The 13,867-nt window shown below is 32.8% G+C and carries 14 protein-coding genes; 8 read left to right on the top strand and 6 right to left on the bottom strand.

Translation table 11 applies throughout. The features are described 5' to 3' along the window. The first annotated feature begins 65 nt into the window (after positions 1-65). The 6 genes from ACM55G_RS06375 (at position 66) to ACM55G_RS06350 (ending at position 5,398) form a co-directional block, all read left to right on the top strand. Entirely contained in the window at positions 66-833 is a 768-nt protein-coding gene (locus ACM55G_RS06375) for a ParA family protein (RefSeq protein ID WP_416843061.1), read from the top strand. 4 nt (positions 834-837) lie between these two features. Then, complete coding sequence (locus ACM55G_RS06370; protein WP_416843060.1) at positions 838-1,737, top strand: ParB/RepB/Spo0J family partition protein; 900 nt, start codon at positions 838-840, stop codon at positions 1,735-1,737. Next, the gene (locus ACM55G_RS06365; RefSeq protein WP_416843059.1) at positions 1,737-2,300 is read left to right on the top strand and encodes a DUF5683 domain-containing protein; all 564 of its coding nucleotides are present in this window, start codon (positions 1,737-1,739) and stop codon (positions 2,298-2,300) included. Before ACM55G_RS06370 ends, ACM55G_RS06365 begins: the two co-directional genes overlap by 1 nt. A gap of 60 nt (positions 2,301-2,360) precedes the next feature. Next, positions 2,361-3,062 carry a 4-hydroxy-tetrahydrodipicolinate reductase gene (gene dapB, locus ACM55G_RS06360; RefSeq protein ID WP_416843058.1) on the top strand — a complete coding sequence of 234 codons (702 nt, stop codon included), beginning with the start codon at positions 2,361-2,363 and terminating at the stop codon, positions 3,060-3,062. 60 nt (positions 3,063-3,122) lie between these two features. Further along, positions 3,123-4,673, top strand: coding sequence for a signal peptidase I (gene lepB, locus ACM55G_RS06355; protein WP_416843057.1), 1,551 nt, complete (start codon positions 3,123-3,125; stop codon positions 4,671-4,673). Positions 4,674-4,771: 98 nt separating this feature from the next. Continuing rightward, complete coding sequence (locus ACM55G_RS06350; RefSeq protein ID WP_416843056.1) at positions 4,772-5,398, top strand: WbqC family protein; 627 nt, start codon at positions 4,772-4,774, stop codon at positions 5,396-5,398. 9 nt (positions 5,399-5,407) lie between these two features. Here the strand turns inward: ACM55G_RS06350 and ACM55G_RS06345 are convergent, their stop codons facing one another. From ACM55G_RS06345 to mutL, 4 genes are read right to left on the bottom strand one after another with little or no spacing between them, the layout of a single operon-like run. Next, positions 5,408-6,460 carry an endonuclease/exonuclease/phosphatase family protein gene (locus ACM55G_RS06345; RefSeq protein WP_416843055.1) on the bottom strand — a complete coding sequence of 351 codons (1,053 nt, stop codon included), beginning with the start codon at positions 6,458-6,460 and terminating at the stop codon, positions 5,408-5,410. Positions 6,461-6,497: 37 nt separating this feature from the next. Next, positions 6,498-7,364 (bottom strand): rhomboid family intramembrane serine protease, encoded by an 867-nt coding sequence (locus ACM55G_RS06340; RefSeq protein WP_416843054.1) that lies wholly within the window; start codon positions 7,362-7,364, stop codon positions 6,498-6,500. Positions 7,365-7,373: 9 nt separating this feature from the next. Beyond that, entirely contained in the window at positions 7,374-8,120 is a 747-nt protein-coding gene (locus ACM55G_RS06335; protein WP_416843053.1) for a rhomboid family intramembrane serine protease, read from the bottom strand. Beyond that, complete coding sequence (gene mutL / locus ACM55G_RS06330) at positions 8,117-9,958, bottom strand: DNA mismatch repair endonuclease MutL (protein WP_416843052.1); 1,842 nt, start codon at positions 9,956-9,958, stop codon at positions 8,117-8,119. The genes ACM55G_RS06335 and mutL overlap by 4 nt, the downstream gene beginning before the upstream one ends. Before the next feature lie 392 nt (positions 9,959-10,350). On the opposite strand from mutL, the gene ACM55G_RS06325 reads away from it, so the two are divergent. Continuing rightward, positions 10,351-10,923, top strand: a complete 573-nt coding sequence (locus ACM55G_RS06325; RefSeq protein ID WP_416843051.1) for a YciE/YciF ferroxidase family protein — start codon at positions 10,351-10,353, stop codon at positions 10,921-10,923. A gap of 171 nt (positions 10,924-11,094) precedes the next feature. Here the strand turns inward: ACM55G_RS06325 and ribH are convergent, their stop codons facing one another. Further along, positions 11,095-11,670 (bottom strand): 6,7-dimethyl-8-ribityllumazine synthase, encoded by a 576-nt coding sequence (ribH, locus tag ACM55G_RS06320; protein WP_416843050.1) that lies wholly within the window; start codon positions 11,668-11,670, stop codon positions 11,095-11,097. 98 nt (positions 11,671-11,768) lie between these two features. Further along, the gene (locus ACM55G_RS06315; RefSeq protein WP_416843049.1) at positions 11,769-12,542 is read right to left on the bottom strand and encodes a tetratricopeptide repeat protein; all 774 of its coding nucleotides are present in this window, start codon (positions 12,540-12,542) and stop codon (positions 11,769-11,771) included. Between the two features lie 231 nt (positions 12,543-12,773). On the opposite strand from ACM55G_RS06315, the gene recF reads away from it, so the two are divergent. Then, positions 12,774-13,853 (top strand): DNA replication/repair protein RecF, encoded by a 1,080-nt coding sequence (gene recF / locus ACM55G_RS06310; protein ID WP_416843048.1) that lies wholly within the window; start codon positions 12,774-12,776, stop codon positions 13,851-13,853. The last annotated feature ends 14 nt before the right edge of the window (positions 13,854-13,867 follow it).

Below are 13,867 nucleotides of genomic sequence, written 5' to 3'. Positions count from 1 at the left end.
AACAAAATAGATTTTTAGAAACCATAAATAATTGTATTTTTACGGTTCAAAATTTAGAAAAATAAATGGGCAAAATCATCGCGATTGCTAATCAAAAAGGTGGAGTTGGTAAGACTACAACGTCAGTAAATCTTGCTGCTTCACTGGGTGTTTTAGAAAAGAAAGTATTACTTATTGATGCTGACCCCCAGGCAAATGCCTCATCAGGATTGGGTATTGATGTTGAATCTGTTGAAATTGGTACGTATCAAATTCTGGAACATAGTCATACACCGAAAGAGGCCATTATACAATGTTCTGCTCCAAATGTGGATGTAATTCCATCACATATTGATCTTGTTGCTATTGAAATCGAATTAGTCGATAAAGAAAACAGGGAATACATGCTTAAAAAAGCATTGGAAAGTGTCAAAGACGATTACGATTATATCATTATAGATTGCGCACCATCGCTGGGATTACTTACCTTGAATGCCTTGACTGCTGCTGATTCTGTAATTATTCCTATTCAATGCGAGTATTTTGCATTAGAAGGTTTAGGAAAGTTATTAAACACGATAAAAAGTATCCAAAAAATACACAATCCAGATTTAGACATTGAAGGGTTATTATTGACCATGTTTGACTCCAGATTGCGTTTATCAAACCAAGTAGTGGAAGAGGTTCAAAAACATTTCAACGACATGGTTTTTGATACTATTATTCAAAGAAATGTAAAACTGAGCGAAGCGCCAAGCTTTGGAGAAAGTATAATAAACTACGATGCGACAAGCAAAGGAGCTACTAATTACTTACATCTTGCTCAAGAAGTTATAAAGAAAAACAGTAAATAGTTTTATGGCAAAAGCACTAAAAAAACAAGCCTTAGGAAGAGGATTATCCGCATTATTGAAAGATCCGGAAAACGATATAAAATCCGTAAACGATAAAAATGCCGATAAAGTTGTAGGAAATATTATTGAGCTTGAAATTGATGCGATTGAAATAAATCCGTTTCAACCCCGAAGTAATTTCAATGAGGAATCATTGAGAGAATTAGCGACTTCTATTAAAGAATTAGGTGTTATTCAACCCATTACCGTACGTAAATTAGACTTTAATAAATACCAATTAATTTCGGGGGAGCGTCGTCTTCGTGCGTCAACTCTTGTGGGATTGACTACCGTTCCTGCTTACATTCGTATTGCAAATGACAATGAATCATTGGTTATGGCCTTGGTTGAAAACATACAGCGTCATGATTTGGATCCAATTGAAATTGCACTTTCCTACCAACGTTTAATTGATGAAATTCAACTGACTCAAGAACAAATGAGCGAGCGTGTAGGAAAAAAACGTTCTACAATTGCCAATTATTTGAGACTTTTAAAATTAGACCCGATAATCCAAACCGGAATTCGTGATGGCTTTATCAGTATGGGCCATGGCCGTGCGATAATTAATATTGAAGATCAAGACATTCAAACTGATATTTATCAGAAAATCGTCAGTCAAAACCTTTCCGTTCGCGAAACAGAAACTTTGGTAAAAAACTATCAGGAAAGTTTAAAACCGAAACCTGCTGGTAAACCTAAAGCGGCTTCGTTTGAAATTGCAGATTCTCACAAAAGCACTTTTACAAATTATTTTGGAACCAAAGTCGATGTAAAAGTAGCCGGAAACGGTAAAGGAAAAATCACCATTCCATTTCACTCTGAAGAAGACTTCAATAGAATTATTAAACTAATAAACGAGTAGTGCATAAAATCATTTTCATAAGTCTATTCCTCTTTACAACAGGAAACGCAACTGTTTTTGCACAATCAAAAACTAAAGATGCGGTTCTGATAGCAAAAGACACTTTGAAATCCAATGATATAGATCCTTTGACTCCTGCAAAAGCAGCCTTTTATTCTGCAATTTTACCAGGGCTTGGACAAGCTTACAACAAAAAATACTGGAAAATCCCTCTTGTTTATGGAGCTATGGGGACTAGTCTTTATTTTTATATTGACAGTAATAAAAAATACCATCAATATAGAGACGCATACAAACGTAGACTCGAAGGTTACACAGATGACAATTACGCTTATTTAGATAAAACACGATTGATAGCAGGCCAAAAATTTTATCAGAGAAACAGAGATTTGTCGGCATTGATAACTTTAGGCTTTTATGTTTTAAATATTGTGGATGCTAATGTTGACGCTGCATTACTACAATTTAATGTTGATGAAAATTTATCCTTAAGACCAGTTCTTTATCCAAATGATGTAACATTAAGAACTAATGTAGGACTAACTATTAATTATAATTTTTAAATAAAGAACCATCCGAGCCATCTGGCTACTTAATTATTTAAATTTAAAAAATAAAAACAAATGAAAATTGCGCTTTTAGGATACGGAAAAATGGGTCAGGTAATAGAAAGAATTGCTCTTGAAAGAGGTCATGAAGTCGTTTTAAAAAAGGATGAATTCAACACTTATGAAGGGCTTTCCAATGCGGATGTGGCTATTGATTTCAGTGTTCCAACAGCTGCTGTAAGCAATATTTCCAGTTGTTTTAATGCTAATGTCCCTGTAATCTCAGGAACTACCGGATGGTTAGAACATTATGATGAAATGCTTGCTTTATGCGCAGCAAAAAATGGCGCATTTATTTCTAGTTCAAACTTCAGTTTAGGTGTAAATATTTTCTTTGAACTCAATGAATATTTGGCTAAAATAATGTCGAAATTCAACAATTATACTGTTGAAATGGAAGAAATTCATCATACTCAAAAACTGGATGCACCAAGTGGAACTGCGATTTCATTAGCAAAAGGAGTAATTGAAAATAGTAATTACACTAATTGGACATTAGAAAATCCTGAAGCGAATCAAATTTATATCGATACCAAAAGAATTGGGACTGTTCCTGGAACTCATACAGTAACGTACAACTCCGCTGTTGATGCTATCGAAATAAAACATACCGCACACAATCGTGAAGGTTTTGCACTTGGAGCCGTAATTGCAGCAGAGTGGATTGTAGGCAAACAAGGTGTTTTTACAATGAAAGACGTTTTAAATTTAAAATAAACTTGTTTCAATCTAAGCTCGTTTCGAATGAAACAACTTTAAACCTTTAAATAAAAAATTATGACAGCATATCAATGGTTCGTGTTTTTTTTAATCATACAAGTAGTCCACTTTTTAGGAACTTGGAAATTATACGAAAGCGCAGGTAGAAAGCGTTGGGAAGCAGCTATTCCTGTTTATAATGCTATTGTTTTAATGAAAATAATAAACCGGCCTACCTGGTGGACGGTTTTACTTTTTATCCCAATTATTAACCTCATTATGTTCCCTGTAATTTGGGTTGAAACCTTAAGAAGTTTTGGAAAAAGATCATCTTTAGATACTTTTTTAGGCATCATAACTTTTGGATTCTATATCTATTATGTGAACTACACCCAAAAATTAGATTACATAGCTGACCGAAGTTTACATCCTGAAAATAAAACAGGAGATACCATTAGTTCTTTACTTTTTGCCGTTATCGTAGCTACTTTAGTTCACACCTATTTTATCCAACCCTACACCATTCCTACATCCTCACTGGAGAAATCATTATTAATTGGCGATTTTTTATTTGTGAGCAAAATGAATTATGGAGCAAGAGTTCCCTTGACTACTGTAGCTTTGCCAATGGTTCATGATTCAATTCCATTAACTAAAAGCAAATCATATCTTACATGGCCACAATTGCCTTATATGAGATTACCTGGTATTCAAAACATAAATCGAACGGATATAGTTGTTTTCAACTGGCCTGTAGACACTGTATATAGGTTTTTTGACACATCCAAAAGAAGAGCTTACAAACCAGTAGATAAAAAATCGAATTATGTAAAAAGATGTGTTGGTATTCCTGGCGATAGCTTGTCTATAAAAGATGGCATTGTTTACATCAACGGCAAAATATTACAATTACCGGAAAGAGCCAAACCGCAATTTTCTTATGCTGTTGCATTAGACGGAAAAACGTCAATCGATTTTGAATCTTTATTAAAAGAGTTAGATATTACGGATGATGCAGGGTTTAAAAATGATTTAAGAGATACTTTATTCTTAAAAGCACTTACCGCAGCCGGAGCAGAAAGATTAAAAAATGTTCCCGGAGTTGTATCCGTAACAAGACAAATTTCAAAAGGTATTGAAGGTGGTATATTTCCTCATATCAACAAATGGAATCGTGATAATTTTGGTCCGATTTATATTCCACAAAAAGGGAAAACAGTTTCTTTAACTCCTGAAACATTCCCATTTTACAGAATGATTATTTCTGAATATGAGAAAAAAGATTTAAAAGTTAATGGAAGCGAAATAAGAATTGATGGTAAAGTAGTCAATAGCTACACTTTCGACCAAAACTATTATTGGATGATGGGAGATAACCGTCATAACTCTGAAGACAGCCGCTATTGGGGTTATGTTCCAGAAGATCACATCGTAGGAAAACCAATTTTTATATGGCTAAGTATTGATCCTCACGGAAAAGGATTAAATAAAGTTCGATGGAATAGAGTTTTCACAACTGTTAGCGGTGAAGGCCAGCCTCAATCGTACTTTAAATTATTTCTCCTTGCTTTAGTAGCCTACTTTGTAGGAGAATATTTCTGGAAAAAAAGAAAAGAGAAAAAAGATTAATTTGAGTATCGGTTAATTCAAATTACATAACAGACAACTAAAGTCATAATTTCTATAAAATGTTTTTATGACTTTTGTTTTTAAAATACTTTTAAAAGATGAGCACTTTATTACATCCAACCTATTTCCCATCAATTAGCCATTTTGTAGCTATGGCACAGGCTGAAAGTATTTCGTTTGAAATTGAAGATAATTTCCAAAAACAAACCAATCGCAACCGCACTTACATTTACAGTCCTAATGGAATTCAATTATTGAATATTCCTGTAAAACATTCGAAAGAAAGCCATCAAAAGACAAAAGATATAAAAATAGAAACTGATTTTGACTGGCAAAAACAACATTTCAAATCATTGGAAGCAGCATACAGAAGCTCTCCTTTTTTTGAATTTTTTGAAGATGACTTACGTCCAGTTTTTGAAAAAAAGCATACCTTTTTACTGGATTTAAATTTTGAAACTTTAGCTGTTTTATCTAAATGTTTGCGTTTTAAAATCGAATATACAGCTACAACTGAATATTTTCATGAAATAGATATAAATTCAATCACAGACTTTAGACCTTTAGTAGATGGAAAAAAAGATTCTTCTTCCTTTGAAACCTATACGCAGGTTTTTGATGATAAATATGGTTTCATCAATAATTTAAGTATTCTGGATTTACTATTTAATGAAGGGAAATATGCAATGGAGTATTTAAAAAAACAAAACCTTATTATAAAATAGAATTTATACTTATTGCTGTTCAAAAGATAATCTTGCCATAATAGGAAAATGATCTGAATTTATAAATTCAGGAAAGTTTTCAAATTTCTTGACAGTAATTTTTTCATCGGCAAAGATATAGTCAATACGAGCTGGATAATACCTGAATTTATATGTGGCACCAAAACCTTTTCCTGCTTCTTCAAAGCTATCTTTTAGCTTTCCTTTTATACCTCTATAAACATACGAAAAAGCGCTATTATTCATATCCCCGCAAATGACAATTGGGTATTCACAACCTTTAACATGTTCTTTTAGCTTTTCAGCTTGTTCTTGTTGTTCTTTGAAACCTTCACTAATTCTCATTAGCATTTTTTTTGATTTCTTCTGATTAATCACTTCAATATTTTCATCAATTTCATTTACATCGGGAGATATTTTCAATGATTGCAAGTGCATATTATACACTCTGATGATATCCTTTCCTTTTTTAATATCAACAAAAACAATATTGTTAGTCGTGTTCGCAAAAACAATATTTCCCTGATAAATAATGGGAAATTTAGAAAAAATAGCCTGCCCACTTTTAATATTATTTCCATCTGTAAAAATATACCGGTGCGGATACACCTTAAAATCAATATTGGCTGAAGAGGAGTATTCCTGAATGCATAATATATCAGGATTTTTATCATTTATAAAGGTTAAAATCTCAGAAGGAACATCATCTCTATCAATCCACTTAAACACATTGAATAAATGAACATTATAACTCATTAAAGTAAAATCATTTTCTCCTTTAGGTAATTCGACAGCAGAAAATTTATAGAATTTATTAATAAAAGTAATTCCCATTAACAGTACTAGACCAGAAACAATCATTCGTTTTTTGAATTGTATTGCCCAATATGCAAAAAACAATCCATTTACAATAAAGAAAAGAGGCATAAAAAGTGTTAAAACAGACAAAAGAGGGAATGTTTTTGGTGCTAAAAAAGGAAAAACATAGGCAATGAAAGTCATTATAGCGAGTGCTATATTTAATACAAACATTACTTTATTGAACCATGAAAGGTTTTTCATTATTTTTCTTTTTTCTCCTAACTAAAAAACCGCTAACTTACTTGCCCGCTTTGAACAAAAATTCTTTTTCTTCTTTGGTCAGACTATCATAGCCTGATTGACTTATTTTATCCAAAATCTCATCAATTTGTTGCTGTGATTTATCTTTAGTAATTATTCTTGAAGGATTTTTTTCAACTGGCTTGCTATAATTTTTGTGTACTTTTTTGAATGGCGTAGCTGTATTTTTTTTAAACAAATTTGTAAAAAAATCTAGAGTACGAGACACTATTTTACTTAAATCAATTCCGTTTTGAAGTAATTTAATGAAAATAAAACCAAAAAAAGCTCCTGAAAGGTGAGAAATATGCCCTCCGGTATTCCCTAATCTGAATTGCATTAAATCAATCAAAATAATCACAAAAGTGATGTGCCATAGTTTTACGTTACCAATGAGTAACAATCGAACATTCATCAAAGGATGATAGGTTGTTGTAGCTACTAAAATAGCCATGATTGCCGCAGAAGCACCAACAATGGAAGAACTCAAATTTAAAAAATAATAACCCAAAACAAAAGTAATTCCTGCAAATATAGCACTCAATAGATACAATCCTAAATATTGCTTGGGTGTAAAAAAGGTCAAAAATAAACTACTTGAAAAATTTAAAACCATCATATTAAAAAACAAATGCCAAAACCCATCATGAACAAAAGCATAAGTTAGAAAAGTCCAAGGTTTTATACTAAAATTCGAAGGTTCTGAAGAAAGTGCAATCCAATTTGGGAAATCAAATGCACCAACCTTAAATTGATAAAAAAACAATAATGAAACCAGAAAACAAAAAACATTCCAATAGATTAACCGTTGGGTTATTCCACCTAATTTATACTGCAATTTCAAGTCGTCTAAAATATTACCCATTTTCTTAAATTAATTCCAACGATTACTATTAAACTGATTTTTCTTCCAGTACCACATAATAATGAAACCAAATAAGGCACCACCAACGTGAGCAAAATGAGCTATTCCACCCCCGCCGCCAAAAATTGATTTTCCTGACACTCCTAAATACAAATCTACTAAAACTAAACCCGGTACAAAATATTTTGCCTTTATTGGCACAGGAATAAACATTAAAGCCAATTCCGCATTAGGAAACATAAAAGCAAAAGCAACAATTACACCATATATAGCTCCAGAAGCTCCAACAACAGTTCCAAAATAGGCACTTACGAAATTTTGAAAACCGGGACTGTTTAAAATTGGAACTATCTGATCGTTACCTTTTCCATTCAAAACGGCCAAAATTTCTGTTTTTGAAAATCCTTGACCCATCAAGGTATTAATTCCATCCTGATAGTAATAATAGTTGATTCCCGTATGAAGTAATGCTGCACCTAAACCACAGGAAATATAGAAAAAGAGAAACTTTTTGCTACCCCAAATACTTTCTAATGCAGATCCAAAAGAATATAGGGCAAACATATTGAAGAAAATATGCATAAATCCACCATGCATAAACATGTGTGAAATAGGCTGCCAAACTTGGAAATTTGGATTTTCAGGAAAATACATAGAAAGCATTTTATAAGCTGGATCCCCTATCACAAGTGTCCCCACAAAAAACAAAATATTAATAATGATTAATTGCTTAACCGTCTCAGTTACATTTCTCATAGTGCAAATTTTTTATCTAATTCTTCCACACGCATAGTGATGAAAGTGGGTTTATGAAATGGGGAAACATTAGGGTCTTTACAGGCAAAAAGCCCGTTTACCAAATTTTCCTGTTCTTTTTCTGTAAGGTGTGTTCCCGTTTTTACGGCCAAACTTTTTGCCATAGATTTGGCAATTGTATCGTTCTGGCTAAAACTGCTTTCTGGAATTCCGTCTTGTAAATCACTTAATAATTGTTCCAAAACTATGGAGACTTCACTCTCTGTCACGTTCACCGGTATTCCTGAAATGACAATATGATCTGTATTATTTTCTTCGAAAACAAATCCGGTGTTCATCAATGAAAGTTGCAATTCAGCGATAAGATCCATTTCGCTTGACGAAAAAAACAAGTTCAATGGAAATAATAACTGCTGACTTGAAGCTTGATTAACCGTCATATTAACCAGAAATTGTTCGTACAAAACACGCTGATGTGCCCGCTGTTGATCAACAATTACCATTCCTGATTTTATAGAAGAAACAATATATTTTTTATGAATTTGATAGGTTTTATGAATCGCATGCTCCACTTCTTCATCATTGAATAAAGAGGAAGTCACTTCTTCATTTTCGAAAGTAATATGTCCTATTTCATCCGAATCTTGTTTTAAACCTACATACAAACTTTCCCAATTTGCTGAAGGCTCGGGCTTTTTGTAATTTGAAAAATGTTTATTCGGTTTATCATCAGAGAACGGATTAAAATTTCCATCGACCTGAATAGTTGGTGTAGCACCTTCTAAATCTTTGTAATGATAAGGCGTGTCTAAATTTGAATCGCGATCAAAGTCCAAAACTGGAGCCACATTAAATTGTCCCAAACTATGTTTTATAGAAGCTCTTAAAATAGCATACAAAGCATGTTCATCATCAAACTTAATCTCCGTTTTAGTAGGATGAATATTGATATCAATTGTATTGGGTGGTACCGATAAATATAAAAAATAGCTGGGTTGCGCACCATCTTTCAAAATCCCGTCATAAGCAGCCATAACAGCATGATGCAAATAACCACTTTTTATAAAACGGTCGTTGACGAAAAAAAATTGTTCGCCACGATTTTTCTTGGCAAATTCAGGCTTACTGACAAATCCTTGAATCGCCACTATTTCTGTTTCTTCCTGAACCGGAACTAATTTTTCATTGGTTTTACCCGAAAAAATATTGACAATACGTTGTCGCAATGTGGAAGGTGGTAAATTAAACATTTCACTACCATTGTGATAAAACGTAAAATGAATTTTTGGGTGAGCCAAAGCCACACGTTGAAACTCATCAATAATATGGCGGTATTCCACGGTGTCCGATTTCAAGAAATTGCGTCGTGCCGGAATATTAAAAAATAAGTTTTTGACTGCAAATGAAGTTCCTTTTGGCAAAACAGCAACATCCTGAGATACAAATTTGCTTCCTTCAATTATAATATGCGTTCCAAGTTCTTCTAGATCCTGCTTGGTTTTCATTTCTACATGGGCAATCGCCGCAATAGAAGCCAATGCTTCTCCACGAAATCCTTTGGTATGCAATGAAAATAAATCTTCAGCTTGACGAATTTTGGAAGTGGCATGACGTTCAAAACACAAACGCGCATCAGTCACGCTCATTCCTAAACCATTATCAATCACTTGTACCAATGCCTTTCCTGCATCTTTAATAATTAATTTGATATCAGTTGCTCTTGCGTCTACAGCGTTTTCAAGCAACTCTTTGACAACTGAAGCTGGTCTTTGGACGACTTCTCCAGCAGCAATTTGATTGGCAACGTGATCAGGAAGTAATTGAATAATACTCGACATTAAAAAATTTAGGTTAAAGTTTATGGTTTAAATTTTTTTAAAACCAAGAAGTACAAATTTAATGAATTTCTATTGGGTTTTATTATTAATGTGCTTTTAAAAAAGAAAAAATCTCACCTTAAAAATTCGGGGTAAGCGGTCTTAAGAGGCTAATTCCAACAAGATATCCCTTAAATCAACGGTGATACAAATATTCCGCATGTATTATCAAAACGCATCTAATTCTAAATCAAAGACTAAAAACCAAAGGCAAAAGCAACAACTCAAACACCTGAAAAACAATACTATAAAGCAATAATTTTGAAATTTTTTAACGAAATTATATAACCCTTATACTTGTTTAAAACTTAAATTTGTTATTCCAAACAAGTAAACAATTAAAAACAACAATTATGAAAGCAACCAATGAAAAAAAAGAAAATGCAAGTGCAGAATCTAAAAAAGGAGCTGTAAAAGCAAAACCAGATGCGGCACAAGGTCTGAGAGATTTTTTTGAAGACGGATTGAAAGACATCTTTTGGGCAGAGCATGCATTGACGAAAGCTTTACCAAAAATGGCAAAAAATGCAACTTCGCCTAAATTGATTCATGCCTTTGAAAATCATTTAAAAGAAACACAGGAACATGTTGTTCGTTTAGAAAAAGTATTTGAGTCTTTAGGTATAAAAGCAGTAGGTAAAAAATGTGATGCTATGGAAGGATTGCTAAAAGAAGCCGATGGCATTTTGGAAGAAACACAAATTGGAGTCGTACGCGATGCAGCAATTATTGCCGCAGCGCAAAAAGTAGAACATTATGAAATTGCGACTTACGGTACTTTACGGGCTTATGCAGTAACACTTGGTGAAAATAAAGCTGTAACGTTATTAGAGAAAACTCTTGAAGAAGAGAAAAAAGCGGATGTATCGTTAACAGAAATTGCGCTATCAGATATTAATCTTGAAGCAGCTCATGCACATGAATAATCTTTTGGATTAATGATTACAAAACGGATTTCCACAGATTCTTTAATACTTTATTAATTGCTAATGCCATGATATATATTGAGAATCATATATAAATACAGTAGTGGCTCAATAAAAAACCTACTCCATTGGAGTAGGTTTTCACTTATGTTTTAAATAAAATTGTATTATTTATTCCTTCAACTCTAAAGGCGAACCTTCTTCAATTTGGATAGCGCCTACGGATAATAAATGTTGATTGTCTATTTGATGCGTTAAAGAAGCTTGTTGACGAATATAAGCCATTTTTATAGCCGCAATCGCAGCCTCAGTACCCTTGTTCCCGTGAATTCCTCCACTTCTGTCAATGGATTGCTGTATGGTATTATCAGTCAAAACACAAAAAATAACAGGAATGTCGGTTTGAATATTCAAATCTTTAATTCCTTGAGTTACTCCTTCACATACAAAATCAAAATGTTTTGTTTGCCCTTGAATTACGCATCCAATCGCAATGACAGCATCAACATTCTGCGTTTGCAACATTTTCTTAGAGCCATAAATAAGCTCAAAGCTTCCAGGAACATTCCACCGAATAATATGCTGGGGTGGAACTTGGTTATCCAATAGGGCTTCTATGGCACCTTTATAAAGTCCTTCAGTTATAGCATCATTCCATTCTGAAACAACAATCCCAAAGCGAAAATCTTTCGCATTTGGGATTAAATTTTTATCGTAATCAGATAAATTTTTATTTTCGGTAGCCATTTGTTTTTTGATTATAGCGTTTTGATTTCAGATATTAAAGATAGTATTTTGAGAACAAAAACCTACACTCTTCAATCAGGAATCTTAAATCATTTTTACTATTGTGCCAATCCTATTAAGACGTCAATTGAAGCAGCTTCTGGTGTTGCCTCAAAATTTTCTTTTATATCTGTAAAATATTTTAAAGCATCAGCTTTGTTCCCTAAGGCTAAAGCCGTTTTCCCAGCTTTTAACAAGAAACGTGGTGTTGTAAAATCATTTTTATTTGACTCTGCTGCTTTTACATAATTATCCAACGCTTCTTTAGGTTGATTTTTTTGAGAATAAGCATCCCCTATCGCCCCTTTTGCCAAAGCACCCAAAACTATATCTTCAGATTTAAATTTACCTAAATATTCAATAGCTTCGTTATATTTTCCAGTATTCAAATAAGCCAAACCTGCATAATAATTAGCTAGGTTTCCTGCATCTGTTCCAGAATATTCATCAGCAATTTTTAAAAATCCAAATTTCCCTTCGGAACCATTCAAAGACAACTTATATAATGAATCACTAGCAACTCCATCAGTCGCTTTTTGAAAATTTTCCTGAGCTACAAACATTTCATTAGCCGCTTCGTCTTGTTTTGGCGTAGCAACAAATTTTTGATATGCTAAATAACCTACAGTAAACAATGCAACACCTGCAACTAATCCTATAATGACTTTTTGATTTCTAGCTACCCAATCCTCAGTTCTTGAAGCTGTTTCGTCTAATGTTGAAAAAACACCAGCTGTTGTGCTGTCTTTTTCATCAATTTTAACCTCTTCAACCGCAACATTTACTTCTTTTTCTTTTGGTGCTTTATATCCTCTTTTACTGTATGTAGCCATTTATTTTTAATTTAGTGAGTCGCAAAAATAAAATTTTTATTCAAACCGACATAAAAAATATGCTTTTATATTCAAAAAAATATTATAAGAGGTTCTTTCTTTCCCAAGGCAAAATAATTACCATAGAAAAAAAGGAAAAGCCTTTTTTATCGATATTTTTCAATAATTTGCACCCTCTTTGAAAAACCTGTTCAAAAACATCAAAGTTCTCAATACCAGCAAGCCTTACCCATGTATTTAAAAAAGATTTCATTATTCAATTATAAGAACTTTTCAGAAGCAAATTTCGATTTTGACAGCAAAATAAATTGTTTTGTAGGTAAAAATGGTATTGGAAAGACAAATGTGCTTGATGCAATCTACCATTTATCGTACGGAAAAAGCTATTTCAATCCATTAGCAGTCCAGAATATCAAACACGGAGAAGAATTTTTTGTAATTGATGCGGAATTTGAAAAAAACGAAAGAAATGAGCAAATCCTTTGTAGTCTAAAAAAAGGCCAAAAAAAAATATTAAAACGTAATGGAAAAGCGTATGATAAATTTTCAGATCATATTGGTTTTATTCCTTTAGTTATTATTTCTCCCGCTGACAGGGATTTAATTGTGGAAGGCAGCGAAACTAGAAGAAAATTTATGGACAGCGTAATTTCGCAGCTCGATTCCCATTATTTACAACAACTGATTCAATACCAAAAAGTAATGAGTCAGCGTAATGCTTTATTGAAATATTTCGCACTAAATCATGTTTTTGAAAACGATACACTCTCTATATATAATGAGCAACTCAACAGTTTCGGAAATTATATTTTCGAAAAAAGAAAAGAATTTATCAATCAGTTTATTCCTATTTTCAACACACACCATCAAGCCATAACAGGTTCACAAGAAACAGTTCAACTGGTGTATGAAAGTCATTTGTTCGAAAAAGATTTGCTGACACTTTTACAAGAAAACATCAATAAAGACAGAGCTTTACATTATACAAGTGTGGGAATTCATAAAGATGATTTATCATTTGAAATAGACCAACATCCCATCAAGAAATTTGGATCTCAGGGACAACAAAAATCATTTTTAATTGCTTTAAAATTAGCGCAATTTGAGTTTCTAAAAAAACAAAGTGGTGTAAAACCGATTCTATTATTTGATGATATTTTTGACAAATTAGACGAAAGCCGAGTAGCCAAAATAATTGAAATGGTTAATAGCGATACTTTTGGACAACTCTTTATTTCAGATACACATCCGGAACGTACCGAAGCGATTGTGAAATCGACACATCAAACCTATAAAATTTTCAACTTATAACTTATTTAATACTG

This window comes from Flavobacterium algoriphilum (genome assembly GCF_048158655.1).
GTDB classification, from domain to species: Bacteria; Bacteroidota; Bacteroidia; order Flavobacteriales; family Flavobacteriaceae; genus Flavobacterium; species Flavobacterium algoriphilum.
This window is presented reverse-complemented; position numbering and strand designations above follow the sequence as displayed.

Bases quoted from the DNA above. Each gene is read 5' to 3' on its own strand.
- ACM55G_RS06375 (WP_416843061.1), top strand. From the start codon at position 66: ATGGGCAAAATCATCGCGATTGCTAATCAAAAAGGTGGAGTTGGTAAG.
- ACM55G_RS06370 (WP_416843060.1), top strand. From the start codon at position 838: ATGGCAAAAGCACTAAAAAAACAAGCCTTAGGAAGAGGATTATCCGCA.
- dapB (WP_416843058.1), top strand. From the start codon at position 2,361: ATGAAAATTGCGCTTTTAGGATACGGAAAAATGGGTCAGGTAATAGAA.
- lepB (WP_416843057.1), top strand. From the start codon at position 3,123: ATGACAGCATATCAATGGTTCGTGTTTTTTTTAATCATACAAGTAGTC.
- ACM55G_RS06350 (WP_416843056.1), top strand. From the start codon at position 4,772: ATGAGCACTTTATTACATCCAACCTATTTCCCATCAATTAGCCATTTT.
- ACM55G_RS06345 (WP_416843055.1), bottom strand. From the start codon at position 6,460: ATGAAAAACCTTTCATGGTTCAATAAAGTAATGTTTGTATTAAATATA.
- ACM55G_RS06340 (WP_416843054.1), bottom strand. From the start codon at position 7,364: ATGGGTAATATTTTAGACGACTTGAAATTGCAGTATAAATTAGGTGGA.
- ACM55G_RS06335 (WP_416843053.1), bottom strand. From the start codon at position 8,120: ATGAGAAATGTAACTGAGACGGTTAAGCAATTAATCATTATTAATATT.
- mutL (WP_416843052.1), bottom strand. From the start codon at position 9,958: ATGTCGAGTATTATTCAATTACTTCCTGATCACGTTGCCAATCAAATT.
- ACM55G_RS06325 (WP_416843051.1), top strand. From the start codon at position 10,351: ATGAAAGCAACCAATGAAAAAAAAGAAAATGCAAGTGCAGAATCTAAA.
- ribH (WP_416843050.1), bottom strand. From the start codon at position 11,670: ATGGCTACCGAAAATAAAAATTTATCTGATTACGATAAAAATTTAATC.
- ACM55G_RS06315 (WP_416843049.1), bottom strand. From the start codon at position 12,542: ATGGCTACATACAGTAAAAGAGGATATAAAGCACCAAAAGAAAAAGAA.
- recF (WP_416843048.1), top strand. From the start codon at position 12,774: ATGTATTTAAAAAAGATTTCATTATTCAATTATAAGAACTTTTCAGAA.